This is a genomic window from Streptomyces sp. NPDC001070 (assembly GCF_053598835.1).
In genome coordinates this window covers 73,586-95,333 of record NZ_JBSFLB010000018.1, presented here as the reverse complement: position 1 = coordinate 95,333, position 21,748 = coordinate 73,586, and the positions used below count along the sequence as shown (strand labels likewise).

Annotated in this window: 25 protein-coding genes and 1 pseudogene; 11 read left to right on the top strand and 15 right to left on the bottom strand. The window is 72.4% G+C overall.

The annotated features are described in order from the left end of the window. Nucleotides 1–97 precede the first annotated feature (97 nt). The 3 genes and pseudogenes from ACWDAS_RS22560 (at nt 98) to ACWDAS_RS22550 (ending at nt 1,993) form a co-directional block, all read left to right on the top strand. The gene (locus tag ACWDAS_RS22560) at nt 98–1,300 is read left to right on the top strand and encodes a PP2C family protein-serine/threonine phosphatase (RefSeq protein WP_450393899.1); all 1,203 of its coding nucleotides are present in this window, start codon (nt 98–100) and stop codon (nt 1,298–1,300) included. A 67-nt stretch (nt 1,301–1,367) separates the two neighbouring features. Next, nucleotides 1,368–1,553: pseudogene (locus ACWDAS_RS22555) on the top strand (ATP-binding protein); the annotation flags it as partial. Continuing rightward, on the top strand, nt 1,550–1,993 hold the full coding sequence (locus tag ACWDAS_RS22550) for a response regulator (RefSeq protein WP_450393674.1): 444 nt from the start codon (nt 1,550–1,552) through the stop codon (nt 1,991–1,993). The pseudogene ACWDAS_RS22555 and the gene ACWDAS_RS22550, both read left to right, overlap by 4 nt. Before the next feature lie 31 nt (nt 1,994–2,024). Here ACWDAS_RS22550 and ACWDAS_RS22545 read toward each other — a convergent pair whose 3' ends face one another. Next, nucleotides 2,025–2,852 carry a DUF1206 domain-containing protein gene (locus ACWDAS_RS22545; protein WP_450393671.1) on the bottom strand — a complete coding sequence of 276 codons (828 nt, stop codon included), beginning with the start codon at nt 2,850–2,852 and terminating at the stop codon, nt 2,025–2,027. A 173-nt stretch (nt 2,853–3,025) separates the two neighbouring features. On the opposite strand from ACWDAS_RS22545, the gene ACWDAS_RS22540 reads away from it, so the two are divergent. Both ACWDAS_RS22540 and ACWDAS_RS22535 read left to right on the top strand, forming a co-directional pair. Next, nucleotides 3,026–3,289 carry a GlsB/YeaQ/YmgE family stress response membrane protein gene (locus ACWDAS_RS22540; RefSeq protein WP_450393668.1) on the top strand — a complete coding sequence of 88 codons (264 nt, stop codon included), beginning with the start codon at nt 3,026–3,028 and terminating at the stop codon, nt 3,287–3,289. 311 nt (nt 3,290–3,600) lie between these two features. Further along, nucleotides 3,601–4,107, top strand: coding sequence for a DUF6328 family protein (locus ACWDAS_RS22535; RefSeq protein WP_450393665.1), 507 nt, complete (start codon nt 3,601–3,603; stop codon nt 4,105–4,107). A gap of 76 nt (nt 4,108–4,183) precedes the next feature. On the opposite strand, the gene ACWDAS_RS22530 is transcribed toward ACWDAS_RS22535, so the two are convergent. The 3 genes from ACWDAS_RS22530 to ACWDAS_RS22520 form a co-directional block, all read right to left on the bottom strand. After that, the gene (locus ACWDAS_RS22530; protein ID WP_450393663.1) at nt 4,184–4,855 is read right to left on the bottom strand and encodes a hypothetical protein; all 672 of its coding nucleotides are present in this window, start codon (nt 4,853–4,855) and stop codon (nt 4,184–4,186) included. Beyond that, on the bottom strand, nt 4,852–5,496 hold the full coding sequence (locus ACWDAS_RS22525) for a hypothetical protein (protein ID WP_450393661.1): 645 nt from the start codon (nt 5,494–5,496) through the stop codon (nt 4,852–4,854). The genes ACWDAS_RS22530 and ACWDAS_RS22525 overlap by 4 nt, the downstream gene beginning before the upstream one ends. 132 nt (nt 5,497–5,628) lie before the next feature. Next, on the bottom strand, nt 5,629–6,036 hold the full coding sequence (locus ACWDAS_RS22520; RefSeq protein ID WP_450393659.1) for an ATP-binding protein: 408 nt from the start codon (nt 6,034–6,036) through the stop codon (nt 5,629–5,631). A gap of 175 nt (nt 6,037–6,211) precedes the next feature. Here ACWDAS_RS22520 and ACWDAS_RS22515 point away from each other — a divergent pair, with 175 nt between their 5' ends. From ACWDAS_RS22515 to ACWDAS_RS22505, 3 genes are all read left to right on the top strand, one after another. Next, nucleotides 6,212–7,081, top strand: coding sequence for an RNA polymerase sigma factor SigF (locus tag ACWDAS_RS22515; RefSeq protein ID WP_450393657.1), 870 nt, complete (start codon nt 6,212–6,214; stop codon nt 7,079–7,081). Nucleotides 7,082–7,158: 77 nt separating this feature from the next. Next, a complete protein-coding gene (locus tag ACWDAS_RS22510) occupies nt 7,159–8,352 on the top strand; it encodes a low temperature requirement protein A (protein ID WP_450393654.1) in 1,194 nt (397 codons plus the stop codon). Nucleotides 8,353–8,702: 350 nt separating this feature from the next. Then, nucleotides 8,703–9,155 carry a hypothetical protein gene (locus ACWDAS_RS22505; RefSeq protein ID WP_450393651.1) on the top strand — a complete coding sequence of 151 codons (453 nt, stop codon included), beginning with the start codon at nt 8,703–8,705 and terminating at the stop codon, nt 9,153–9,155. Here the strand turns inward: ACWDAS_RS22505 and ACWDAS_RS22500 are convergent. Beyond that, nucleotides 9,103–10,683, bottom strand: a complete 1,581-nt coding sequence (locus ACWDAS_RS22500) for a hypothetical protein (RefSeq protein ID WP_450393649.1) — start codon at nt 10,681–10,683, stop codon at nt 9,103–9,105. The genes ACWDAS_RS22505 and ACWDAS_RS22500 overlap by 53 nt on opposite strands. 84 nt (nt 10,684–10,767) lie before the next feature. On the opposite strand from ACWDAS_RS22500, the gene ACWDAS_RS22495 reads away from it, so the two are divergent. Beyond that, a complete protein-coding gene (locus ACWDAS_RS22495) occupies nt 10,768–11,097 on the top strand; it encodes a YkvA family protein (RefSeq protein ID WP_450393646.1) in 330 nt (109 codons plus the stop codon). A 15-nt stretch (nt 11,098–11,112) separates the two neighbouring features. Here ACWDAS_RS22495 and ACWDAS_RS22490 read toward each other — a convergent pair whose 3' ends face one another. From ACWDAS_RS22490 to ACWDAS_RS22480, 3 genes are all read right to left on the bottom strand, one after another. Beyond that, nucleotides 11,113–12,570, bottom strand: coding sequence for an ATP-binding protein (locus tag ACWDAS_RS22490; RefSeq protein ID WP_450393643.1), 1,458 nt, complete (start codon nt 12,568–12,570; stop codon nt 11,113–11,115). Further along, nucleotides 12,567–14,225 (bottom strand): FAD-dependent oxidoreductase, encoded by a 1,659-nt coding sequence (locus ACWDAS_RS22485; protein ID WP_450393640.1) that lies wholly within the window; start codon nt 14,223–14,225, stop codon nt 12,567–12,569. Before ACWDAS_RS22485 ends, ACWDAS_RS22490 begins: the two co-directional genes overlap by 4 nt. A 122-nt stretch (nt 14,226–14,347) precedes the next feature. Further along, nucleotides 14,348–14,704 carry a DUF427 domain-containing protein gene (locus tag ACWDAS_RS22480; RefSeq protein ID WP_450393637.1) on the bottom strand — a complete coding sequence of 119 codons (357 nt, stop codon included), beginning with the start codon at nt 14,702–14,704 and terminating at the stop codon, nt 14,348–14,350. Nucleotides 14,705–14,864: 160 nt separating this feature from the next. On the opposite strand from ACWDAS_RS22480, the gene ACWDAS_RS22475 reads away from it, so the two are divergent. Continuing rightward, the gene (locus ACWDAS_RS22475; RefSeq protein ID WP_450393634.1) at nt 14,865–15,254 is read left to right on the top strand and encodes a helix-turn-helix domain-containing protein; all 390 of its coding nucleotides are present in this window, start codon (nt 14,865–14,867) and stop codon (nt 15,252–15,254) included. A gap of 15 nt (nt 15,255–15,269) precedes the next feature. Here ACWDAS_RS22475 and ACWDAS_RS22470 read toward each other — a convergent pair whose 3' ends face one another. The 4 genes from ACWDAS_RS22470 to ACWDAS_RS22455 form a co-directional block, all read right to left on the bottom strand. Beyond that, nucleotides 15,270–15,653, bottom strand: a complete 384-nt coding sequence (locus ACWDAS_RS22470; protein WP_450393632.1) for a GNAT family N-acetyltransferase — start codon at nt 15,651–15,653, stop codon at nt 15,270–15,272. Between the two features lie 161 nt (nt 15,654–15,814). Then, nucleotides 15,815–16,642, bottom strand: a complete 828-nt coding sequence (locus ACWDAS_RS22465; RefSeq protein WP_450393630.1) for an endo alpha-1,4 polygalactosaminidase — start codon at nt 16,640–16,642, stop codon at nt 15,815–15,817. A gap of 98 nt (nt 16,643–16,740) precedes the next feature. Then, the gene (locus tag ACWDAS_RS22460; RefSeq protein WP_450393627.1) at nt 16,741–17,007 is read right to left on the bottom strand and encodes a hypothetical protein; all 267 of its coding nucleotides are present in this window, start codon (nt 17,005–17,007) and stop codon (nt 16,741–16,743) included. 95 nt (nt 17,008–17,102) lie between these two features. Continuing rightward, on the bottom strand, nt 17,103–17,675 hold the full coding sequence (locus tag ACWDAS_RS22455; RefSeq protein ID WP_450393625.1) for a TetR family transcriptional regulator: 573 nt from the start codon (nt 17,673–17,675) through the stop codon (nt 17,103–17,105). 191 nt (nt 17,676–17,866) lie between these two features. On the opposite strand from ACWDAS_RS22455, the gene ACWDAS_RS22450 reads away from it, so the two are divergent. Next, a complete protein-coding gene (locus ACWDAS_RS22450) occupies nt 17,867–18,697 on the top strand; it encodes an oxidoreductase (protein WP_450393623.1) in 831 nt (276 codons plus the stop codon). A 57-nt stretch (nt 18,698–18,754) separates the two neighbouring features. Here the strand turns inward: ACWDAS_RS22450 and ACWDAS_RS22445 are convergent, their stop codons facing one another. The 3 genes from ACWDAS_RS22445 to ACWDAS_RS22435 form a co-directional block, all read right to left on the bottom strand. Then, a complete protein-coding gene (locus ACWDAS_RS22445; protein ID WP_450393620.1) occupies nt 18,755–18,907 on the bottom strand; it encodes an MFS transporter small subunit in 153 nt (50 codons plus the stop codon). Next, nucleotides 18,904–20,295, bottom strand: coding sequence for an L-lactate MFS transporter (locus ACWDAS_RS22440; protein ID WP_450393618.1), 1,392 nt, complete (start codon nt 20,293–20,295; stop codon nt 18,904–18,906). Before ACWDAS_RS22440 ends, ACWDAS_RS22445 begins: the two co-directional genes overlap by 4 nt. A gap of 423 nt (nt 20,296–20,718) precedes the next feature. Then, nucleotides 20,719–21,582 carry a chitosanase gene (locus ACWDAS_RS22435; protein WP_450393615.1) on the bottom strand — a complete coding sequence of 288 codons (864 nt, stop codon included), beginning with the start codon at nt 21,580–21,582 and terminating at the stop codon, nt 20,719–20,721. Nucleotides 21,583–21,748 lie beyond the last annotated feature (166 nt).

Genomic DNA, 21,748 nt, shown 5'->3' with positions numbered 1-21,748 from the left:
TCGCAAAGGGCACCCGGCCAGGGTGCCGTTCGCGTACGATCCCATCGCCCCGCCTGGGGCACCGCAGGGGTGGGGAGACGATGTGGAAGGCAACACCCTGACGCCGCCCGAGGGCGTGATCCCCAGACAGGGCGACGACAGACGCAGACGGCTCGACGTCCTCCTCGTCGAGGACGACGCGGGGGACGCGCTTCTCGTCGAGGAACTCGTCGCCGACAGCGGGGTGCCCGTCGAGCTGCGCTGGGTGCGCACGCTGGCCGAGGCCGGTACCGAACTGGCCGCCCGCCCGGCCGACTGCGTCCTGCTCGACCTGCACCTGCCCGACGGCCAGGGCCTCGACGCCCTCGGCCGGGCGCTGTCGCTCACCGACCGGGCGGCCGTCGTCGTGCTGACCGGTCTGGCCGAGGAGCGGACGGGCCTCGCCGCGCTCTCCGCCGGCGCCCAGGACTACCTGGTCAAGGGCCGCGTCGAGGGCGAACTCCTCGGCCGTGCGCTGCGCTACGCCGTCGAACGCAAGCAGGCCGAACGAGCCGCCGTCGCCCTGCGGGCCAGCCAGATGCGCGCGCAGGAGAACGCCCGTCTGGAGCGCGGCCTGCTCCCGCTGCCCATGCTGCGCACCAAGGACGTCACGGTCACCCCCCGGTACCGCCCGGGGCGGGCCGACTCGCTGCTCGGCGGCGACTTCTACGACGTCGTGGAGACCGCCGAGGGTGTCGTCCACACCCTCATCGGCGACGTCTCGGGGCACGGGCCCGACGAGGCCGCGCTCGGCGTCGGACTGCGCATCGCCTGGCGCACCCTCGTCCTCACCGGGGTCGAGGGCGCGCGGCAGCTCGCCCTGCTGGAACAGGTGCTGGTGGCCGAGCGGGCCGCCCCCGAGATCTTCGCGACCGCCACCATCCTCACCCTCGCCCCCGACCGCCGTACGGCCCGGGTCTGGCGGGCCGGGCACCACGGTCTGCTCAGCCTGGCCCCCGACGGCACCGTCGAGTACACCGAGCCGCCCGGCGGCCCCGCCCTCGGCGTGGTGCCCGGCGTGGGGCAGTGGCCGGAGGGCCGGCTGGAGGTGCGCCCCGGCCAGTCCCTGATGCTCTTCACCGACGGGCTCTTCGAGGGCCGCACCGACCGGGGACGGCTCGGCGAGGACGGCCTCCTCGCGCTGGCCAGGCAGCACGCGACGCTGCCCGCGTCGGAGTTCGTCGACACGCTGATCGCCCGCGCCGAGGCCCTCGCCGCCGACCACGGCGGCCTGGACGACGACGTGGCCGTGGTCCACCTCACCTGGGGCGCCTCCTCATGACCGCCGCCCGCGCGCGGCTGACCGTCCAGGGCTGGATCGTCCTGGTACCGGCCGCCCTCGGGGTGTCCAGCGCCTGCACAGCCGGGACACCTACGGTGGCACCGGTATCGGACTCGCGCTGTGCAAGAAGATCGTCGAGTACCACGGCGGCCGGATCCGGCTCGATCCCGGGCAACCCGAGGGCACCCGCATCCGCTTCAGCCTGCCGGCAGCCGCCGAGCGGGATCCCGCCCCGGAGGAAGGGTCCGCGTGAACCTGCAAGAGTCGGAACCGATCATCGTCCTGCTCGTCGAGGACGACCCCGGCGACGAACTGATGACCCGTGAGGCGTTCCAGGAGAACAAGGTCCGCAACGTCCTGCACGTCGTACGGGACGGCGAGGAGGCCCTGGACTTCCTCAACCGGCGCGGCGCCCACGCCGGCGCGCCGCGCCCCGGGCTGATCCTGCTCGACCTCAACCTGCCGCGGTTCGACGGCCGTCAGGTGCTCGCCGAGATCAAGGCCGACCCCGACCTGTGCACCATCCCGGTCGTCGTCCTCACCACCTCCGAGGCCGAGGAGGACATCCTGCGCAGCTACACGCTGCACGCCAACGCGTATGTGACCAAGCCCGTGGACTTCGAGCGCTTCATCGAGGTGGTCCGGCAGATCGACGACTTCTTCGTCACGGTGGTCAAGCTCCCGGGGCGCTGAGCCGCGCCCGGCGCCCGGCGCGTTCCGGAGGTCACACCCTCCGCCAGCGTGCCATCGCCCAGGAGAACACCCCGAAGAGCGCCAGGCCCGCCGCGATCACCGCCAGCAGCCAGGGTCCGGCCGGGGTTTCGCGGAACGTGCGCAGCGTGTCGTCGAGCCCCTTCGCGCGGTCCGGGTCGAAGCGCACCGCCGCGACGACGGCGAAGCAGCCGGCGGCGGCGAAGACCACGCCCCGGCTGGCCCCTCCGGCCACCCCGAGGAACTCGACCGCCTTGCGGACCCGCGGCGACATCGCGCCGGTCCGCAGATGCTTGCGGAAGCGGCGCAGCAGCGCCCGGACCGCGATCCACACCCCGGCTCCCACCAGGGCGAGCCCGGCCGCCCCCACCAGCCAGCGGCCCATGGGCCACTCCAGGGCGCGGGCGGTGACGTCCTTGGAGGTCCTGTCGCTCGACCCGCCCGCAGAGTGGCCGTTCACCGCGAAGGTCACCACCGAGCCCGTCACGAAGGCGTAGAACACGGCGCGGGCCCCCGACGCCAGCCGCTTGCCGGCCTTGTCCCCGTCCGCACCCGCCGCGCCGAACAGGGCCTCGGACAGACGCCACAGCGTCATGCCGGCGAAGCCCACGGCGAGGGCCCAGACAAGGAACCCGCCGAAGGGCTGCTCCGCCAACCGGGCCACGGCGCCGCCCCGGTCGGCCTGTTCGCCGGACCCGTCGAAGGCGACGCGCAGCGCCAGCACCCCGAGCAGCACGTAGATGACGCCTCGTGCCGTCAGCCCCGCCCGTGCCCCGGCCCGGATCGCCTTCCGCCCCCGTGTTCCGGGCCGTACCGCACCCGCACCCAACGTCGTGTCCACACCGGCCTCCCTGCCCCGACTGCTTCCGGTCCACCGGGTGCCCCGTCCCGGGCAGCGAAAACACCGGGCCGCGGCACGGCGACGCGGCGGCGTGGAGCGTCCGGCCGGGGGTATCCGCGTGGTGCGAACACACTTCCGGCCAGGGGCCGGACGAGGTTGGGGTTGAGGTGGAGATGGAGATCTCGAGCATCATCAGTGCCATCGTGATCGGTCTGATCATCGGTGTGCTGGGGCGCCTGGTGGCGCCCGGCAGGCAGCCGATCGGGCTGCTGTGGACGATCGTCGTCGGCATCGTGGCGGCCTTCATCGGCAGCGCCATCGCCCAGGGAGTGGGCGTCGCGGACACCGACGGCGTCGACTGGATCGAGTGGCTGATACAGATCGGTCTCGCGGCCGTCGGGGTCACCCTGCTGTCCCGGAGCAGGGTGCGGCGGTGAACACCGCGGTCCGGCCGCCCCCGGGTGGGGGCGGCCGGACCGCGCCGCCGAGGCCGAACGCGCGGCCGGGACCGTATCCGGGACGGCGACCGACGTCGTGGCCGAGCCTGTGCCGGTCACGGTCGTGGTCGCCGTTCTCGCCTACCCCCGACCGCCGCACCCGCCGTGGCTCCCGCCGTGACCGTGGCTCCGCAGGGCCCGGGACGTCGCCATCGGCTCGTCGACCTGATCAGATGTCGCATATCGACAGGTAAGCCGCATTATGCGTTTTTGAGGACGCGTCACATAGGGCCGAAGAACGGGAGGACGCCATGTCCAGCGAGGACGAATCCGGCCGGACCGGGCCGGGCGGCGGACGTGACGAGACCGAGGAGGAGCGCGCCGACCGGAAGTGGGGCGAACTCATCCAGGAGGTACGGGTCGCCCAGACGGGCGTGCAGATCCTCTTCGGCTTCCTGCTGACAGTCGTCTTCACGCCGCACTTCCAGCGGCTCGGGTCGACCGACCGCACCATCTACATCGTTACCGTCGTCCTCGGCGCCTGCGCGACCGGGGCGCTGATCGGCCCGGTCTCCTTCCACCGGATCGTCTCCGGCCGCCGCATCAAACCGCAGGCCGTGCGCTGGGCCTCCCGGCTCACCTTCATCGGTCTCGTGCTGCTGCTGGCGACGATGACCGCGGCGCTCCTCCTCGTGCTCCGGGTCGCCACGCACGACGCCTATGTGCCCTGGCTCGTCGCCGCGGTCCTGTTCTGGTACCTGGTCTGCTGGTACGGGCTGCCGTTCTGGGCGAGGTACCGCCACACCGGGAGCCTGTGACCCGCACTCGGGGCATACGACGCCGCGGCCACGAAGCCGGACGCCTCGTGGTCGCGGCGTCACCACCGTGCGGGCCTCAGACGCGGAGGACGCGGTCGACCAGGTCGCGGTAGCCCTGCAGGGCCACCCGCAGCTTCTCGGTGTCGCCCCCACCGTGCTTCCCCTGCTCGCCGCCCTGCCAGTCCGAGCGCAGTTCGCGGCGCCGGCTGCGCAGTTCCTCGATCAACCGGTCGGTGGCCTCGCCGAGGACCTCGTCGGCCTCCTCGACGGAGTGCCGCGGCTCGTCGACGAAGCCGCCGACCGCGTGCTGCAGCCGCTGTTGCAGCTTGTCCGCCGCGCCGTTCACGGCGGGCGGGGCGCCGGGGGCGGGTACCGGCCCGTCCTGCGCCCGGCGCGCGGGCCGCCCGGACGTCCCGGACCGTGCGGAGCGCTCGGCCAGGTCGGGCCGCTCGCGCTGCTCCGACCGTTCCGTGCGCGCGGCGGGGGCCGGCGTCCCGGTTCCCCGGGCCCCCTCGGCCTTCTCGATCCCCTCGGGCCGTGCTGTTCGCTCGCACGGCTCAGGGGCGTCGGCGGTTCCGGGCCGCGACCAGCCGGTGGGCCGGCCCGCGGCGGGCGGTTCGCCCTTCTTCCCGGACGCCTCGGGCTCCGGTGCGGCGGACTTCCGTTCGGCGGAGGCCGCGCGGACGTCGCGTCCGGTGTCGGTCTCGTCGGTTTCGTCGGTTTCGCGGTGCTCGTGAGTGGGATTCATCGGCTGCTCCGGGACGGCATGTGGAGGCGGTGGGAGCCGCGTCGGCCGGAGCCCGTGCCACCGGCGCCGTCCTCGCGCGAGGTGTTCCGGGGCTCCTCGTCCACCGCGATGAGGTCGTCGAACAGCGCGCGGGCGTTCAGCAGCCGCTCGCGCAGATCCTCGGTGTCCGCCGGGGTGCGGTCACCGTCGTGCCCGGGGTGCGCGACTTCGTGCAGGTCGCGGTAGGCCTGGAGATGCCGGGGCCGGTGGACCGACAGGGCGTCGATCTGCTCGCCCGACTTCCGCTCGGGGAATCCCCGGTCGTGCGCCAGCCGGTCCAGCAGCCGCGACGCGTCCTGCACCGCCTGCGCGGGGGAGTCGACGAACCGCTCCTGCAGGGCGCCCCATTCGACGCGGTACTCCTCGGCCTGCCGCGCGCTCAGCGGCTCCGGGGCCAGACCGCCGTGCCGGTCGACGCGCTCCTGCAACTCCCGGTCCGCCGCCTCCGTGTCGCCGTCGTACCGGGCGACCGTGCGTTCGTACTCCGGACCGAAACGGCGCCTGAGCTGTCCCGTGCCGCCGCCGCGTCGCGTCATGGCGACGGCGGCGAGGGCGATCAGGACAACGATGACGACCGCCCCGGTGATGATGCCCGTGGTCATGGTGTGCCTCCTGGGGGACCGTCGTCCGGCCCCGACATTCGAACTGACCTTGGTGCGGGTATGTGTCGTGTCAACGTGCGTCTGTCCGCGATCCGTTCGGCCACACGTATGGGACCGGGTGGTGACGGTGCGTCAGCGCGGCAGGTGCACGTGGATGACCTTGCCGCCCGCCCGGAGCAGCGTCACCCGGATGTCCCGGGCGAGCCGGCGCACCAGGCGCAGGCCGTAGCCACCGGGCAGGAAGCGGTCGGAGGGCTGCGGTGCGACGGGCAGTCGGTCGCTGTGGTCCTGCACCGAGACGTGAATCGCGTCCGGGACCGCCACGACGTCGAGCGCCGCCAGCCCGCCGCCGTAGCGGAAGGCGTTGGTGACCAGTTCGGAGACGACCAGCAGGCAGTCCTCGACCCGCTCCGGATCGACGTTCCCGAGCCGGGCGCGGGCGAAGTCACGCGCCTCACCGATGGTGGTGGGCTGCGGCCGCTCCGCAGCGGCGTGCCGGATGAGTCCTCCGCCGTCTGCCTCTAGGTCAATGCTGTACACGCACGATCACCCCGTCGGCATCATCGGTCCCTCTCTGTCTGCCCGGATCGGCCGGTCCTACGCTGTCCCCGGCGGGAATCACCGGTCTCCGGAAGCGGGGAGGAATGCATCGCGACGGGCGGGGTACCCGAGGGGCAACGTACGGGAACATGACGTAGAGGTGCGAGGAGGAGCTGTGATCACCCACGTGAGCGGGACGAGCGCCGGGGTCGAGAGCCCCGAGGTCGACGGACTGCCGCTGATCACCGACCCGAGCAGTGTCGCGCCGGCGGATGCGCGCGCACTGTCGAAGCTCTTCCTCGGGCGCCTGACGGTGCTCGAGGAGGGCACCCACGGATACCAGTACGCCCGCAACACCCTCATCGAGATGAACATGTCCCTCGTACGCTTCGCGGCCAGGCGCTTCCGCGAGCGCAGCGACGAGATGGAGGACATCGTCCAGGTCGGGACGATCGGGCTGATCAAGGCGATCGACCGGTTCGACATCTCGCGCGAGGTCGAGTTCACGACCTTCGCGGTGCCGTACATCGTCGGCGAGATCAAGCGGTTCTTCCGCGACACCACCTGGGCCGTGCACGTGCCGCGCCGCCTGCAGGAGCGCCGCGTGGAGCTCGCCCGCGCCCGCGACGAGCTGTCCTCCCGGCTCGGCCGCGCCCCGAAGGTGAGCGAACTCGCCGCGCTCATGGACCTGTCCGAGTCCGAGGTCGTCGAGGCTCAGGTGGCCTCCAACGGCTACACCGCCTCCTCCCTCGACGCCGCCATGAACAGCGACGACGGGGACGACGGCGAGACGGTGCTCGCCGACTTCATCGGCGCGGTCGACCCCGCCTTGGAACTCGTCGAGGACCTCGGCTCGCTCGCACCGCTCGTGGTCGCCCTCGACGAGCGCGACCGGCGGCTGCTCCACCTGCGCTACGTCGAGGAGCTGACGCAGGCCCAGATCGGCGAGATCATGGGCTGCACGCAGATGCACGTGTCCCGGCTGCTCTCGCGGACCCTGGCCCGGCTGCGGTCCGGGATGCTCCAGGACGGCTGCACCGGCTGACCCTCCCCGTCCCCCCTCGCGCCCGCGCCCGCGACTGTCGGGCGCGGGCGCGTGCGTGCACGGCCTACGATGCGCGGATGACCCATCACGATCACGCGCCGCCGGATCGCCGCTTCCGTCCTCTGGTCCGGATGACGGCCCGCGACCCGCACGAGCCGCACCGGGTCGCCACGCCGCTGGAGCTGCTGTTCGACCTCTGTTTCGTGGTGGCGGTGGCCCAGGCCGGCGTCCGGCTGGTGCACGCGGTCGCCGAGGGCAGTCCCGGGCACGGGGTCATCGGCTATTGCCTCGTGTTCTTCGCGATCTGGCTGGCGTGGATGAACTTCACGTGGTTCGCCTCGGCCTTCGACACCGACGACGTGCCGTACCGCATCGCCACCTTCGTCCAGATCACCGGCGTCCTGGTACTGGCGGCCGGGGTTCCCCGCGCCTTCGACGCCGACGACTTCACGATCGCCGTGGCCGGCTACATCATCATGCGCATCGCGCTCGCCTTCCAGTGGCTGCGCGCGGCGCGCAACGCGGCCGGTTCGGCGCGGTCCACGGCGCTGCGCTATGCGGCCGGCCTGGTGGCCGTCCAGATGGGATGGATCCTCCTGCTGCTCCTGCCCGGTGGAGTGTGGGACTGGGGCTTCCTGATCCTGGCCGCCGCGGAACTGGCGGTGCCGGCCTGCGCCGAGCGGGCGCAGCGCACCACCTGGCACCCGCACCACATCGCCGAGCGCTACGGCCTCTTCACCATCATCGTGCTCGGTGAGTCGGTGGCCGCCGCGACGGTGGCCGTGCAGTCCGCCGTCGACGAGTTCTCCGTTCTGGGCGAGCTGCTGCCGGTTGCCGCCGGTGGACTGCTCATCGTCTTCTCCGCCTACTGGATCTACTTCGCCATCCCCATCCACGAACACCTCACCAGCACCCCGCGGGCGTTCCTGTGGGGCTACGGGCACTACTTCGTCTTCGGCTCGGCCGCGGCCATCGGCGCGGGGATCGAGGTGGTGGTCGAGCAGGTCGTGCACAAGGCGCACATCTCGCAGACGGCCGCGGCGGCCGCCGTGACGCTGCCCGCCGCGCTGTTCCTGCTGATGGTCTGGCTCATTCATTCCTGGCGGGCCAAGCGCGGTATCGCCGAGCACGCGGTGCTGCCGGTCTGCGCGCTGCTGGTGCTGGCGAGCACCTTCTGCGGCGGCTGGGCGGTGCCGGTGGCCGGGGTGGCCATGGCGGCGGCGGTCGCCGTGGGGGAGGTGCTGCACTCCCGCCGCTGGACGACCGGCTGAGGACGGTGCGGACGGGGCGCCCCTGATGCCGTCAGGGGTACGAGACCCTTGACGAGCGGGCCGGCGGGTACGGCGATCAGGGCGCGCAGGGCGAGCTGTACCGCCGGCAGGGCGATCAGTCCGAGGGGTCTGCGGCGGGCGGCACTGACTTCGAGTCTCATAAGAACTCCCGTGTCATCCTCACGACTTGATTGAGGCCGTGAGTCAAGACGTGGAAGAAGTCGCGACCAAGGCTCCCGGCGGAAGGTGCTTCTGGCGAGTCGACAGCTCGCCGCCGCCGTGGGCGCGCCCGGGCGGAAGGGCCGACTCCACCGGTCCCACCGATGATCTTCACGGGTTACACTCCGCGGGTGTCCGAACTCCGCACACTGGCCGTGGGATTCCGGCAGGCGATCCTCGACTGCCCCGATCCCGGCCTCGTCTCCCTGGAGCGTTTCCCCTACGGTTCCTGCGGCGACGCCTCGATCCTCCTCGGCCAGTACCTGTACGAGAACGGGCTGGGCGTGTGGACCTATGTGAGCGCGTGGGAGAACCGCGCGTCCCACGCCTGGATCGAGAAGAACGGCCTGCGGGTCGACATCACCGCCGACCAGTTCGAGGGCGTCGACGCTCCCGTGATCATCGCCTCGGGAGGCGGATGGCACGACCGGTTCACGGTCGACCCCAACGCCTCCCACGGCGCCCTCATCGATGTCCGCGAGGACTTCGTCCGCCACGAACTGCGCGGCGCCTACCGCAGGCTGACCGCCTTCATCCGGCGACACCGTCCCGGGCGGGAAGGGACGCCACCAGGCGGCGCATGACGGCGGGCTCCAACGCCGGGTTCGCCGCCGCCTCATGGGCCAGTTCCCCGTCGTCGAGCAGTTCCGCCAGCCGGGCCGGCGGGAGGTTCCGGTGACGCGCCATCACCGCCCGGACGCCGGGATCCGGGTCGCCGCTGAGCCGGTCCACCGTCTCCGCGGCGGACCGCGGGTCGCGGGCGGCCAGGGCGCGGACCGCGGGGTCCTCGTGGCCGGCGAAGCGGGCCAGCCCGGCGGTGGGGAAGTGCGGCCGGGTCAGGAGATGGCCGCGCTCGGGGCCGGTGTACTCCAGGAAACCACGCAACAGCACGTCCGCGGGTGCCTCCGGATGGTTCTGCGCGAGCAGGACGCGCACGCCCAGGTCGTCGTCGGCGGCCAGCCGCTCCACCAGGTCGGGCGGCAGGAAGCGGTCCCGGGCGGCCCTGCGACGCCACAGCGGGTGGCCGGACAGGGCGTCCCGCCGCACCTCGGCAGGGTCCCGGGGCAGCAGCGGCTGCGGCCACGGGACGAACGGGTCGTCCATCGGGACCTCGTGGTCGATGGCCTCGCGCTCGGCGTCGGTCAGCGAGCGGTCCATGGACGCCGCGAGCCGCACCCGCGGATCGGGGTCCTCGGCGAACGCCCGCAGCTCGTCGGGGTCGAGGTCGCAGCGGCTCGCGATCCCCTCCCGCACGCCCGGGTCCGGATCGGCTCCCAGCGCCCGGCGCTGCTGCGGTGCCAGCCGGGGGTGGTGGGCAATGCGGTGACGGACCTCGGTGTCCGGATCGGCGGCCAGCAGCGCCACGACGTCGGCGGGGAGGGTGCCGTTGCTCGCGATGGTGGCCCGTTCGTCCTCGGAGGCCGGTGCGGTCAGCACGCTCTCGATGACGTTCCGGCTGAGGGCGCCGTACAGGAGCATGCCGGTGCGGGCGTGACAGCGATGCTCCGGCAGCTCCCGCTCCACGCACGCGGGGTCCTCGTGGCGCAGATGGCGGCGGGCCGCCTCCCGGACCTCGTCGTCGGGATCGGCCAGGAGCGCGTCCCGGAGGTCGTCCGGCACGCCCCGCCAGTGGATTCCCATGCGCCGCACCTTGGGATCCGGATGGCTGTGCGCCGAGCGCATGAGTTCGACGGAGACCTGGCGGTGGAGCCCTTCGCGGAGGATGTCGTCCTCGTATGTGCGGATCATGTGGACGACCGCCCAGTCCGGCAGCGGCGCGGGTGGCACATACCGCGGCATGGCGGGCCCGTCGGCCAGCTGGGCCCGCACGGACCACTCCGGGTCGTCCAGCAGCCGCACCCTCTGGACGGGGTCGACGTGCGGATTTCCGGCGAACCCGCCCCGCACCGACTTGTCCGGGTGGGCGATCACGGCCTCCGTCACGGCGACGGGCAGTGCCCGATGCCGGCACAGTGCCACGCGCGCCACCCTCGGCCCGTGGGCCAGCAGGCGCAGCAGTACGTCGTCCGGGGCCGCGGGATTGAGCGCCAGCCCGGCGAACCTGCGCTCCACGAGGCCCGCGGTCTTCCAGATCCAGTGTGATGTGATCATGCGTGGGGGAGCCTTCAGCGTGGGTCGGGTACCGTTTCCGCACACCCCGCAGGGGTACACGGGATCGAAGGGAAGGAGGCAGGCATGGACCTGGGTGACTGGTCGACGACGGCTCTCGTCATCGCCGCCGTGGCCGTCGTGGTCATGCTCGTGGTGGCTGTGGTGCTCGTGGTGAAGATGGCGCGGGTCCGCGCCCTGCTGCGCAGCGCCGACGTGCCGCGCTCGGGCAAGCTGGCCTTCTGGGCGGCGGTGATCTACCTGGTCTGCCCGGTCGATCTGCTGCCCGACCCGATCCTCATCGACGACATCGGCGTGCTGCTGCTGGCCCTGAGGTCGCTCAAGAGCGCCGCCGACGGGCAGTTGACCGTCGGCCGCGACCGCTCCGGGAACGCCTCCAAGAGCCCGGTGGCCTGAGCGGGGGCGGGTCTCTCAGCCCGTCCGTTCCGCGTTCCCCGGATGCGCCTCGGGCTGGGCGACCGGAAGGCACACGTGGAAGCGTGTGTCACCGGGAACCGACTCCACCCGGATGTCGCCGTGGTGCTTGTTGACCACGATGCGGTACGAGATGTCCAGGCCGAGCCCGGTGCCCTCGCCGACCGGCTTCGTGGTGAAGAACGGCTCGAAGATCCGCGGCCGGATCTCCGGGGAGATGCCGGGCCCGGTGTCGCCGATCTCGACCACCAGCCGGTCCGTGCCGTCCCACGAGGTGTGGATGGTCAGCGTGCCGGAACCCTTCATGGCGTCCAGGGCGTTGACGATGAGGTTGGTCCACACCTGGTTGAGCTCGGCGCCGTAGGCCTGGATCTGCGGCAGGGTGCGGTCGTACTCCCTGACCACCTTCACCGCGCCGGGGATCTTCGCCTGGAGCATGGCCAGCGTCGCGTCGATCAGCGCGTGCACGTCCACCGTCTGCTGCGGGGCGCGGTCGAGCTGCGAGTACTGCTTCGCGGCCCCCACCAGCCCGGAGATCCGGGTGACGGCGTCGTCGATCTCGCCCATCAGCAACTCGGTGTCGAGGGTGTACGAGAGCCAGCGCACCGCCGCCTCCAGCCGGTCCTCGCCGACCGTGTCGACCACCGTGCCGAGCCATTCGGCGTCCACACCGCCGGCGACCAGCGTCGGGGCCAGCTCCCAGGAGCCGTTGACCCCATGGTCGTCGAGCCAGTCCGTCAGCTCGTCCTCGGCGTCGGAGGCGTCCATCGCGGACAGCTCGGGCGCCGACGCCATGCGCTTGATCGCCGCGTCCTGCAGCTCGACCAGTTCGTGCAGCTGACGGGTGTCGAGCCGGCCGTCCGCGATCATCGCCAGCTTGTGCCGCATACCGGCCACCCGGTCGCGCAGTGCCGAAGTGGCCCGGACCGCGGCCGCCGCCGGGTTGTTGAGCTCATGGGTGAGCCCTGCGGACAGCGAGCCCAGGGCCAGCAGCCGCTCGCGCTCGGCGACGATGGTGGTCTGCTTGCGGTAGCCGAAGAACAGCCCCTCCAGCAGGTGCACCGCCATCGGGAACCACCGGTGCATCGCCCCGGCGAACTCGTCGGCCGGGATCACGAAGAACTCGCAGTCGGTGACCGCCCCCAGCGAGTTGGGGTATGTCTGGTCGACGCGGTCCCCGAGGTAGGCCTGGGTGGCTCCGGCGTACACGCCGCGCATGTCCGTCCGGTTGACCTCGACCTGGTCGCCGTGCACCCGGCGTGCGAGCGACACCGTGCCGTGCAGCAGAATGTAGAAGCAGGTCGCCGGCTCGCCCTCCGAGTAGACCGGTGCGCCGGCCGCGACCCGCTCCACCCGGCCCTGCTCGCTCAGCCAGTCCAGTTCCTTCTCGCCGAGCGACTCGAACAGGAACAGGGTCCTCAACTGCTCCGGCCCGAGCCGGTCCGTCGTCGTCACTGCGCCTCCAGATAGCGGTGTACCAGGGATACGGCCATCGCGCCCTCGCCGACGGCGGAGGCCACCCGTTTGACCGAGTCCGCCCGCACGTCGCCCGCGGCGAAGACGCCCGGCACGCTCGCCTCCAGGTGGTACGGATCTCGGGGGAGCGGCCAGCCCGCCGGTCGCCGGCCGCCGGCGATCAGGTCCGGGCCAGTGATCACGAAGCCGCGCCGGTCGCGCTCGACCACGCCCTGCAGCCAGTCCGTACGGGGCTCCGCGCCGATGAAGATGAACAGGAACGAGGCGTCCACGGTGGTCACCGTGCCGGTCTTGGAGTCCCGCAGCAGCAGCTGCTCCAGGTGGTCGCCGCCCTTGCCGCCGACGACCTCGGTGCACGCCCGGACCTCGATGTTGTCGATGGCCGCGATCTGGTCGATCAGGTACTGCGACATCGAGCGGCCCAGGTCCGCGCCGCGGATCAGCAGGTGCACCCTGCGGGCGTTGCGGGAGAAGTAGACGGCCGCCTGCCCGGCCGAGTTGGCCCCGCCGACGATGTACACCTCCTGGCCCGCGCAGTTCATGGCCTCGGTCATCGCCGAGCCGTAGAAGACCCCGGCGCCGGTGAACTCCGCCAGGCCCGGTGCGTCGAGCCGGCGGTAGGACACGCCCGTCGCCAGCACCACCGTGTGCGCCGCGATGGAGGTGCCGTCCCCGAAGGAGAGCACCCGTCCGGTGCCCACCGCCTCCAGGGCCACCACCTCCCGGGTGCTGAGGATCTCCGCCCCGAACTTGGTCGCCTGGCGACGGGCCCGGTCGGTCAGCTGAGCGCCGGAGACGCCGTCCGGGAAGCCGAGGTAGTTCTCGATGCGGCTGCTCTGCCCCGCCTGGCCGCCGGTCGCCCGGCGCTCCACCAGCACCGTCCGCAGGCCCTCGGACGCGCCGTACACCGCCGCGCCCAGCCCCGCGGGGCCGCCCCCGATCACCACCAGGTCGTAGAAGTCGGACGCCGGGACGGTGCTCAGCCCCACGTGCGCGGCGAGCTCGGCCTCGGTGGGCCGTACCAGCGTCGTCCCGTCGTCGGTCACCACCAGCGGCACGTCGGCCGGCGTCAGCCCGGCCGCGGCCAGCAGCTGCTCGGCCTCGGGTTCCTCCGCGGGCAGCCAGCGGTAGGGGACGAGGTTGCGGGTGAGGAAGTCGCGCACCTTGAAGGACGGCGCGGACCAGCGGTGGCCGACCACGCGGGTCTCGGACGCTGTCGGGTCCGGCGTGGCGACCCACGCGTCCAGCAGGGTGTCGATCACCGGGTAGAGGTTCTCCTCCGGCGGGCTCCACGGCTTCAGCAGGTAGTGGTCGAGGTCGACGATGTTGATCGCGTCGATGGCCGCGCCCGTGTCGGCGTACGCCGTGAGCAGCACCCGCCGGGCGAGCGGGAAGAGGTCCATCGCCGCCTCGAGGAACTCCACCCCGTTCATCTTCGGCATGCGGTAGTCGGCGAGCATCACCGCGAGCTGTTCACCGCGGAGTTTGATCTCCCGCAGTGCGCTGAGGGCCTCGTCCCCCGAGGTCGCGCGCACCACGCGGTACCGGTCCCCGTACCTGCGGCGAATGTCCCGGGCCACGGCACGGGAGACTGCGGGATCGTCGTCGACGGTCAGGATCGTCGGATTCGCCATGTGACCATCATTGCTCCCCATCGGCCGTCGTGCGCAGTAAACCGAACAGTCGTGCTCCCGGGTCACGGAACGTGCCCGGAAGCGCACCGTCGGCCGAGGAGGAGCCGGCGCGGGGCGCCCGGTCAGGCGTCCTTGATCGAGACGTTCGCCTTGGTGTCGTAGAAGGAGAGGTGGCCCTTGATCTCCGGCACCGAGGGGAGCGGCTCCTCGTACACCCAGGCCACGTCGGTGTGGTCGCCGTACGACCAGTAGGAGGCGACGCCCTTGAACGGGCAGGTGGTGTTCGTGTCGCTGGTCCGGAAGAGCGTCAGATCGACGTCCTCCTGCGGGATGTAGTAGCGCACCGGCAAACCGGTCTCGTGGACCAGCACCGGGCGCCGGGTCTCGGCCACGACCGTGCCGTCGATCGTGACGGTGACGTGCTGTGTTCCGGGCACCGCGTCGACGCGGTGGCCGCGGCTGCTGTCCGTGGGGGGCATCGCTTTCCCTTCCTCGGGTCCGTCCGCTTCCGGTGCAACGGCATCGGCGCCGCCGCACATTCCCCGGGTGCCCCGGCGTCCCCCGCATGCACGCATCTGCGTGACTCCGGCGGCGGTCCCCCGTTGGCCCTTCAAGATCACAGCGAAGGAGGACCGCCCTATGAGCACCCGGCGTCACCAGAAGGGCCGCAGGCACCGCACGGTCAATCGCACACCGAGGCCCGTCACCCCCGTCCACGCCGCCCCGGCCACCGTGCCGGTTCCCGCCCCGGCCGGCGCCCCCGCCCCGGCTCCGCCCCCGGGGCCCTCCACCACCGCCAACGTCCCGGCTCCCGCCGAGCCGCGCCCCGAGGAGACCGGACTGGCCCGCACGGCGCTCAAGACCCTCCAGCAGCTCCGCGCCGCCGGAACCGACGGGACGACCATCGACGCCCTGAGCGCCAGCGTCGGATACCAGCCCGCGACCATCGCGCGGCACATCGACAGCCTCGCCGCCCACCACCTGGTCCACCAGCGCGAGGGCCGCTGGTACGCCGTGACGACCTCATGACCGCGGGCGTGGCGGTCAGCCGCCTGTGTGCTGCCTGCAGACCGGCAGGTCACGGTCGTCCCAGGAGTCGACGACGGTGAAGCCCAGGCGCCGGTAGAGCCCGATCGCCGTCGTCCGCCACGTCCACACCGACAGCCGCACCGTCCCGGTGCCGGCCCCGGCCGCCTGTGCGAGGGCCGCGCGGACCAGCGCGGCGGCGACACCGCGGCCGCGGCCGGCGGGGTCGGCCCAGAGCCGCTCGATCTCCGACCGCCCCTCGTGCGGCGCGGTGAGCACCAGGCAGCCGACGGCGGCCGCGCCCCCGGTACGGGCCACCAGGACGGTGTGCCCGGCGAACGCGGCACGCGGGTCGAGGACTTCGGCCCGGTACGGCTCGGGGAGGTCCGCCACGCCGGACACGGCGGCACCCTTCTCGGCCTCGGTCCGCAGGTGGTGGCCGCGAGCAGCCGGCTCAGGCCCTCCGGGGAGGGGACGTCGCCGCCGGGGCCCGTTTCGACGGCGAGACCGGGACGGTCGGGCACGGTCACCGCAGGAGTCTCGCACCCCGCGGCCGTTCCCGGTCAGCAGGTGCGGAAGACATGGCCGGGTTCCCCGGCCGGCGCCACGTCGCGGTCGCGGAGGACGACCGAGAGCCGCGCGCCCCAACGGCGGCAGGTGGCCGCGAAGTCGGCGGCGTCGTAGGACACGACGAGGACGCGGTCGTCGTAGGCGGAGGCGTAGCGGCCGCACTCGTCGTACTGGCCGCACTCCTCCGCGAGGGCGAAGTCGAAGCCGATGACGGCGTGGCGGGGGAGGAGTTCGGCGGTGTTCTTCTGGGCGACGGCCAGGCCCGCCGCATGGGCGCGCTCGGTCAGCAGCCGGGCGAACGCGGCGTTGCCGGCGGGGGTGAGCAGCCCGCCGGAGCGCTCGAAGGAGTCGAGGTTGTCCGGCTCGACCGCGTCGAATCCCCGCCGCGCGCAGTCGTCGAACCACGCGCCGACGATCTTCGCGAGCGCGGCCCGCGCGCCGGCGGTGGAGGTGTCCAGCAGTGCCTCGTCCCACTCCTCGTCCATGACGAGGCCGCCGTCCTCCCCGTGGAGCAGCAGGCCGGGATGCTGCTCACGCCACCAGCGCAGTTCGCCCGGCTGGGCCTGGAAGGCGTTGACGTAGCAGACGGAGTACGCGCCCGGGGCGGGCCGGTCGGCGCGGTCGCGCGATACCACGCGGACACCTGGGGGCGGCGGGTAGCCGCCGCCGATCTGGTAGTCGAAGGGCGCCCCGGCCTTCGGGGGCGTCACGCGCGGGCCGCTCGTGGCGCCGTCGCCCGCCCCGCAGCCCGTGACCAGCGCCAGGGCCGCCATGGCGGCCAGGGCCGCGCGCGACGGCGCGGGCAGGTCGGTGAGGGGCACACGTGCTCCTGAGGGGCGGGGCCGGACGGGCGGACACCATCCTCCCGTCCGGCCGCGCGTCGCCCATCGCCGGGTCCGTGTCGCGGATCGGCCCGCGATCACATGAAGCCGCCGCCCGTCCAGTGGGCGCCCGTCAGCCACACGAGGGCGATGAGCGTGTCGATGGCGCCCAGGACGACGGCGATCAGGGGCAGTACCGGCTTGGCGCCCCGGAAGGTGCGGCCCATCGCCAGCCAGCCGCACACGACGGCGGCCGGGCCGAGGATGATGCCGAGAACGAAGAATCCGGCGACCGCGCAGATCAGCCCGACGATGCCCAGGGTGTCGGGGCTCGCGCCGGTACGCGTACGGCTGGTGTGGGGCATGGTTCCTTCCTCCGTGGGTCGGCGCGCGCTCCGCGGCGCGGTGCGCGCGGTTCTCAAGGGATCCGGATACCCCCGTCCCGCCACCTCACCACCCGTCAGTCCGTCGGGCGGGCGCGGGTGGTGAACCCGGGCAGGAAGAGGGTGAGCCAGCGCGTCCGTACGGTCTTGTCCTGGTCGGCGGGCGCGGTACCGAGCAGCAGGAAGAAATCGTCGACCGTCACGTCGGGATGCAGGTCGCCGTCGGCCGTGGCGGCGGCGATGAGCCGGCTCATCGCCTCCCCGCCACGCTCCTCGTAGGGGCGGGCCCGGTCGGCCGCGCCGAGGTCCTGGGCGGCCGCCTTCACGGCACGGTCGTCGGCGGCCGCCTCGACGATGCGGTGGACGAGGGCGGTGATCTCCTCCAGCGCCCCGGCGCCCTCGGCCACCCGGGCGGCGGCGGCCTCGACATCGGCGGCCATGCGCTCGGTGTGCTCGGCGATGACGGCGCCGACGAGGTCGGTCTTGGTGGGGAAGTGGCGGTAGAGGGTGCCCACGGCCACACCGGCGGCCTCGGCGATGGTGTCCATGGGCGCGTCAGGCCCGAGGAGGGTGATCTGTTCGCGTGCCGCGGCCAGGATCCGCGCCCGGTTGCGGACGGCGTCGGCGCGCAGGGGTCGGGCGTGGGTCATCGGCTCCTCCTGCCGGTCGCATCAAATGTGAATGATAATTCACCATCTATCGTGAGCGATGGTTCACATTTCGCACGGAGGGGGCCCGCCGGGCTTGCGGGAACATGAACCCATGTTCATGATGGGTGAACATGAGCCATGGTTCATCTTCGCTGTGGCCCGCTTCCCGCACCCTCACGAAGGATCACCCCATGTCATCCAAGGTCGCCCTGGTCACCGGCGCCTCCTCCGGCATCGGCGAGGCCGCCGCGCTCCGGCTGCGCGCCCTCGGCTTCACCGTCTACGGCGCGGCCCGCCGCGTCGACCGCATGGCCGCCCTCGCCGAGCAGGGCGTACACGTCCTGGCGATGGACGTCACCGACGAGGCGTCCCTGCGGGCCGGCGTCGAACGGGTCGTCGCCGGGTCCGGAACCGTCGACGTCCTGGTCAACAACGCCGGCTACGGCTCCTACGGCGCGGTCGAGGACGTGCCGCTCGATGAGGCCCGCCGCCAGTTCGAGGTGAACGTCTTCGGCGCGGCCCGGCTGACCCAGCTCGTCCTGCCCCACATGCGCGCCCGGCGCAGCGGCCGCGTCATCAACATCAGCTCCATGGGCGGCAAGATCTACACCCCCTTCGGCGCCTGGTACCACGCCACCAAGTTCGCGCTGGAGGGCTTCAGCGACAGCCTGCGCATGGAGCTCAAGCCGTTCGGCATCGACGTCGTCGTGATCGAACCGGGCGGCATCCGCACCGAGTGGAGCGGCATCGCCGCAGACAAGCTCCGCGCGGTCTCCGCACGGGGGCCGTACGCCGAGCAGGCCACCGCGATGGCGGGCATGCTGGCCTCGGAGTCCACCGCCCGGCGCAGTTCGCCGCCCTCGGTCATCGCCGACGCCATCGCCAGGGCCGCCACGGCCCGCCGCCCCCGGACGCGCTACGCCACGGGATTCGCCGCCAAGCCGATGATCGCCGCCCGGCGGGTCCTCCCCGACCGCGCCTTCGACGCCCTGATCCGGCGCGCGAGCGGGGTCACCGCATGACGGGGCCGCCCGGTCCTCGGCGGACCGGGCGGCCGGGGGCGGGGTGCCGCGCCGGAGTCAGCCGGTGAACAACTGCTTTAGTTTCAGGCCGAGTTCGTACACACCGTAGGCGAACGGGGCGCCGACCCACAGCCAGGCGACGACCATCAGCGGCGTCCGTCCGTGCCCGGTGGAGGCTGCGGCGGTGGGCGCGGGGGACGGGGCGGTCATCGGACGGCTCCTTCCGACTCGGGTCCGGTGGTGGCCATCGGCTCCGCGGACGGCCCGTCATGGTGGCGCGGATGGACCGGCCGTACGAGCTCGTTGGCGATGAAGCCGATGACCAGCAGCACCATCATGATGATGAACGACGTGGTGTACAGGTCAGGTCCCGTCCGCCCCGCCGACTTCTCGTGGTCGGCGATCGCGTTCACGATCAGCGGCCCGAGCACGCCGGCGGTGGACCAGGCGGTCAGCAGCCGTCCGTGGATGGCGCCCACCTCGTGGGTCCCGAAGAGGTCCTTGAGGTAGGCCGGGACGGTGGCGAAACCGCCGCCGTAGAAGGACAGGATGACGGCCGCGGCGACGATGAACAGCGGCTTGGAGTCGTCGCCCGCCAGCGCGATGAGGAGGTAGAGCAGCGCCCCCGCCCCCAGGTAGAGGCGGTAGATGTTCTTCCGCCCGACCAGGTCGGAGGTGGAGGACCAGGTGATGCGGCCCAGCATGTTGCCGAGCGACAGCAGGCCGACGAAGCCGGCGGCTGCCGTGGCCGAGACCGGGGTCGAGGTGTTCGCGAAGAAGTCGGTGATCATCGGCGCCGCCTTCTCCAGGATGCCGATGCCCGCCGTCACGTTCATGCAGAGGACCACCCACAGGCACCAGAACTGCGGCGTGCGAAGCGCGTTGCGCGCCGACACCTGGCCGGTGGTGACCAGCGGGCGGGCGGTGTCGGCGGCCGCGTTCCATCCGGCGGGTCGCCAGTCGTCCGCGGGGACCCGGACCAATAGCACTCCGAAGGTCATGAAGACCGCGTAGGCCAGGCCCATCACCAGGAAGGTCTGCGCGATGCCGGAGGAGCCGGCGCCGAAGGAGGACAGCATCTCGGTGGACCAGGGCGACGCGATGAGCGCACCGCCGCCGAAGCCCATGATGGCGATGCCGGTGGCGAGCCCCGGCCGGTCGGGGAACCACTTGATCAGAGTGGAGACGGGCGAGATGTAGCCGATGCCGAGGCCTATGCCGCCGACGAGGCCGTACCCGACGACGATCAGCCAGTACTGGCGCGTCGCGGCGCCGAGGGCCGAGATCAGGAAGCCGGAGGAGAAGCAGAGCGCCGACACGCACATGGCCCACCGCGGCCCGTGGCGCTCGACGAGCGTGCCGCCGAACGCCGCCGACAGTCCGAGCATGACGATCGCCAGCTGGAACGGGAGCGCCGACTGGGTGCCGCTCAGGCCCAGCGAGGACTCCAGCGGCGGCTTGAACACGCTCCAGGCGTACGCCTGGCCGATGGCGAGGTGGACGGACAGCGCGGCCGGCGGTACCAGCCAGCGGCTCCAGCCCGGCGGTGCGACGGTGCGGGCACGGGTGAGGACGTCGGGTACGCCCATTGACGCCATGGCGAGTACCTCCCTGAGGGGACATGACCCCGGGGACCGTACAACTTTCATCCATCTCTGGGTAGGGCGCGGGCCGATGAACTTGCCCGAGGGCTGGGCGAGTTCGCCCCTCCCCGGACGGTGCGGCGCGTCATCCCGTCGTCCCTCGGCCGGGTACCGGCGCGCGACCGGCATCGGCGGCGGCCTGGAGGGGCGGCGGCTGGAGCGACCTGAACATCGTCGAGGGCAGGCGGCAGAGCGCCGCCGACGCTCCGTCGGTGCCCTCCATCCCCTCGGGCAACACCGCCGCCACCGTCCACGTCATCGCCGGGCGCGCGGCGCACCTCCTCCGCCGGTAGCGGCGCCCGCCCGCGCCCGGGCCCCACGACGCAGTTCGGGACGGCCCCGTCCGGGGCCGTCCTGAACGCGTGCGTGCGGGTGCGGTCACTGGTTGATGGTGTAACTGTCCCCGTAGACCTTCCACTTCAGCGGAGGGTTGAGGTCGAAGTTGCCGTTGTTGAGGAAGACGCGCTGCTCGGTGTCGACCCGGCTGGTGTCGCTGTGCGCCTCCTCGGTCTTCATGGCTGCCTTGCGGGCGTCGAGGAAGGCGTTGATGTACGCCTTCTCGTCGCCGCCCTGCGCGGGGCTCTTGGCCTTGGACAGGGCGGTCCTGCGGATGCCGCCGAAGCTGACCTTGTCGTCGCCGGGGCCGTGCATCACGATCGCGTCGTAGTAGGCGAACTGGCCGAGCGCGCGCAGTCCGTCGGCCTTGGCCTGCTTGACCGAGGGGTCGAAGTAGACGCGGTCGCGCTCGTCGTTCTGCGCCTGCTGGAACGCCTGGTCGGCGGCCGCGCTGCGCCAGGCGTTCTCGAAACCGGAGCCGAGCCCGCTGTGCGAGTCGGTGCCGTTGACCCGGCGCAGCGCGGGGAGGTAGCGGGCGAGCGGGTTGTCGGGCTTGCGGTCGGTGTAGAGCTCGACGAGGTCGAGCATGTCGCCGGTGCCGGAGCAGAAGCCGATGATGCCGGCCGTGTAGCCGCGGCCGTCGCCGATGTCCTCGATGTACTTGTACTGGGCCTTCCAGTCCAGTGAGGAGTTCTCGGCGCTGGACACCAGCTGCATGGCGATGTCCTTCTTGTGGGGGTCGTCGAGCCCGGCGCCGGACGTCGCCGCGGCGGGCCGCCCCGGCGCGGCCGAGGCCGGCGAGCCGACCCCGGCGGCCAGGGCGCCGGCGGTCAGCGCGGCGGCCGCGTACAGGGCGAGACGCCGGCGGGGGAGGGCGCGTGCATGACGGTGTGGGGGGATCTGCACGGGGGACTCCGTGGGTCAGAAGTTAGGAAACCTTCCTAACAGCGCCACATTGAAGCACCGCCCCAGGCGAACGCCAAGGGGTTCGAACAAAAACGCCGCGTGTCATCTGTCCCCAAAACCAGGGGAGTTGGCGAACACCCCGGGGCGCGGTGGCGCGGCGGCGGGA

Bases quoted from the DNA above. Each gene is read 5' to 3' on its own strand.
- ACWDAS_RS22445 (WP_450393620.1), bottom strand. From the start codon at position 18,907: ATGACCGCCCCGTCCCCCGCGCCCACCGCCGCAGCCTCCACCGGGCAC.
- ACWDAS_RS22485 (WP_450393640.1), bottom strand. From the start codon at position 14,225: ATGGCGAATCCGACGATCCTGACCGTCGACGACGATCCCGCAGTCTCC.
- ACWDAS_RS22460 (WP_450393627.1), bottom strand. From the start codon at position 17,007: ATGCCCCACACCAGCCGTACGCGTACCGGCGCGAGCCCCGACACCCTG.
- ACWDAS_RS22450 (WP_450393623.1), top strand. From the start codon at position 17,867: ATGTCATCCAAGGTCGCCCTGGTCACCGGCGCCTCCTCCGGCATCGGC.
- ACWDAS_RS22530 (WP_450393663.1), bottom strand. From the start codon at position 4,855: ATGAATCCCACTCACGAGCACCGCGAAACCGACGAAACCGACGAGACC.
- ACWDAS_RS22440 (WP_450393618.1), bottom strand. From the start codon at position 20,295: ATGGCGTCAATGGGCGTACCCGACGTCCTCACCCGTGCCCGCACCGTC.
- ACWDAS_RS22535 (WP_450393665.1), top strand. From the start codon at position 3,601: ATGTCCAGCGAGGACGAATCCGGCCGGACCGGGCCGGGCGGCGGACGT.
- ACWDAS_RS22500 (WP_450393649.1), bottom strand. From the start codon at position 10,683: ATGATCACATCACACTGGATCTGGAAGACCGCGGGCCTCGTGGAGCGC.
- ACWDAS_RS22525 (WP_450393661.1), bottom strand. From the start codon at position 5,496: ATGACCACGGGCATCATCACCGGGGCGGTCGTCATCGTTGTCCTGATC.
- ACWDAS_RS22495 (WP_450393646.1), top strand. From the start codon at position 10,768: ATGGACCTGGGTGACTGGTCGACGACGGCTCTCGTCATCGCCGCCGTG.
- ACWDAS_RS22510 (WP_450393654.1), top strand. From the start codon at position 7,159: ATGACCCATCACGATCACGCGCCGCCGGATCGCCGCTTCCGTCCTCTG.
- ACWDAS_RS22475 (WP_450393634.1), top strand. From the start codon at position 14,865: ATGAGCACCCGGCGTCACCAGAAGGGCCGCAGGCACCGCACGGTCAAT.
- ACWDAS_RS22480 (WP_450393637.1), bottom strand. From the start codon at position 14,704: ATGCCCCCCACGGACAGCAGCCGCGGCCACCGCGTCGACGCGGTGCCC.
- ACWDAS_RS22455 (WP_450393625.1), bottom strand. From the start codon at position 17,675: ATGACCCACGCCCGACCCCTGCGCGCCGACGCCGTCCGCAACCGGGCG.
- ACWDAS_RS22540 (WP_450393668.1), top strand. From the start codon at position 3,026: ATGGAGATCTCGAGCATCATCAGTGCCATCGTGATCGGTCTGATCATC.